Below are 2,101 nucleotides of genomic sequence, written 5' to 3'. Positions count from 1 at the left end.
GCAGTTATATTACTTAAGGTGAAGTCTGTGTCTGCCGCAACCGTTACATCGTTTGCTGTCATAAACGCTGAAGCCGACGAACAGTTAAAGCCGTTCTCGAAGGTGAAATCGTTCGGATTCTCTTCAGAACAAACGCCGCCGCCACCGCCACCGCCGGTAGTAACATTGATAGTATAATCCTCTGCTTGACCAAAACCAGAGCCTGGAGTACAGGAATCTGGAGCATAGGAAGCCAAGAATTTTTTAATAACACGCATTCTAGTTGGGCCAGCGGTTACACCAGCTGGAACTAAAATATCATTAGTAGCTTGTTGTCCATCTGTACCTGTTGAACCAGTAATAGTTCCTATTTCATAACGCTCACTCGCATTATCTAAAATACCGTCTTGATTCCAATCGATAAATACAGTGAAGCTATTTGTAAAACCTCCACCTGTATTTCCTTCCAATGCAATAGGGTAAGTCATTCCTTCTTCCATGTCGCCACTAATTGCAGTAAAATCTTCGTGGGCTGGTGAACCATCTATTACAGGATCACTTACGTTGCTAATACCTGCCACCTCTACTAAAGTAATAGGCTCAACCCCTGAGTTAAACTCGAGCGGGCCACAATAAGGAGCTGGGAATGCTCCGCCGCCGCCAGAAAGAACTTCAACTTCCCAACCACAAGTATTTACAACTCCAGTTGCGTGAAATTCAAAAGTTAACGCTCCTGTAGTAGAAGTAAAAACAGCTGAACCATTTGCGGCAATCATTCCTGCAAGTGTATCGGTATCAGCATTTAAATTACTGTCGTAAATTTGTGGAGAACTAGTATCTGGCCCATCATATATATTTAGGTAATCAAAAGTTCCGAAAACTCTAAATGACAAAAATTCTACAGATAATCCGGCTCCCGTTAATGTTGTTACGGTATCACAATCACAATTAGGATAGTCTCCTGTATTTCCAGAAGAAGTTGTAGAACAATCACCTCCGGGCCCTCCTGTAACACCGTCTGATGGATCGTAAAAGAAATCACCAGGAACCACTGCAAAAGTTTCGGTTGCCCCCGCTGATGGTATAATATCTGAAAGCGGGCCTCTATTTTGAACCACTGGAGTGTAACTCAAATTAGGATTAACACCTTCTTGTTCAGCAGCCAAAATCTCAGCTTGATCTCTAGCCTCTATAGATAAAAATAAAGGTGAATAGCTCGATCCGTTTCGCATTCCAGAAATTGGATTGTTGGCACCTTCACTACTAATCTGAGCATTGTGATTAGAACGATTTCCTTGAAGCAAGTTTAAATCCTGAGGACTGTTTGTTTGATTCTTATAAACAACAGGATTGTTTTCTCCTTTTTGCTGAATATTTGCATCAGAATTGATGGAAATATTTGAAGGTGTCACAGCTTGTTTTTTTTGCTGTTGATTAAAATGAATGGGATTATCGGTCCCATTCGTTTTTATCATTGGCTGTTGGCCATAGCTAAAGCTGACCGAGAACGCCAATAATAAAATTAACATTGTAAATTTTTTCATAATTTAAATGGTTTAGTTAAAACTTGATTTTTAAAAACTTAAAGCTATCTTAAAAAAATCAAATTTCAAAGTTTTTTGCAGTAAGAATTTAAATTTCATTCTAATAGAACCACAAATGTGAATATTGGCAGCTAATTTTTGCAAAAATGATGCTTACTACCTAAAAAATCACATGGTGACCCATTCTTAAAATCACTATCTTTTTAAGATAAATTCTAAAGATTAATTAGCTAATTAACACAATAAAAAAACCACCCGCTATAGGCGAGTGGTTCATTTTTTTAAAAACTGTTTAGAAGATTAGTTCTTAATTACCTTATAAGTTCCTGTTTGACCATTTACAGTTACTTTCATCAGGTAGGTTCCAATGCTTAACCCAGAAATATCTACTTGAGAGGTTGTTGCATCTACACGGTTAGAAACCACTAATTGCCCCAACATATTATAAAGCGAAACTTGCTCTATATTTTCTGCGCTCTTCAAATTAACAATACCTTCGGTTGGGTTCGGGTAATAGCTGAAACCAACTATATCATTATCCGAAACGCCAAGGTTTGTACCATCTATCGTGATGTCTG

The 2,101-nt window shown here is 38.3% G+C and carries 2 protein-coding genes; both read right to left on the bottom strand.

The features are described from left to right. On the bottom strand, nucleotides 1-1,523 hold a 1,523-nt coding region (locus tag K8089_RS15930), incomplete at its 3' end, for a GEVED domain-containing protein (protein ID WP_237604286.1). Between the two features lie 300 nt (nucleotides 1,524-1,823). Continuing rightward, nucleotides 1,824-2,101: T9SS type A sorting domain-containing protein (locus K8089_RS15925; protein ID WP_237604285.1), on the bottom strand; the 278-nt coding region annotated here is incomplete at its 5' end.

Source organism: Aequorivita vitellina, assembly GCF_022008365.1.
GTDB classification, from domain to species: domain Bacteria; phylum Bacteroidota; class Bacteroidia; order Flavobacteriales; family Flavobacteriaceae; genus Aequorivita; species Aequorivita vitellina.
The sequence above is the reverse complement of the archived record's forward strand: the minus strand, read 5'-3'. Positions and strand labels throughout refer to the sequence as shown.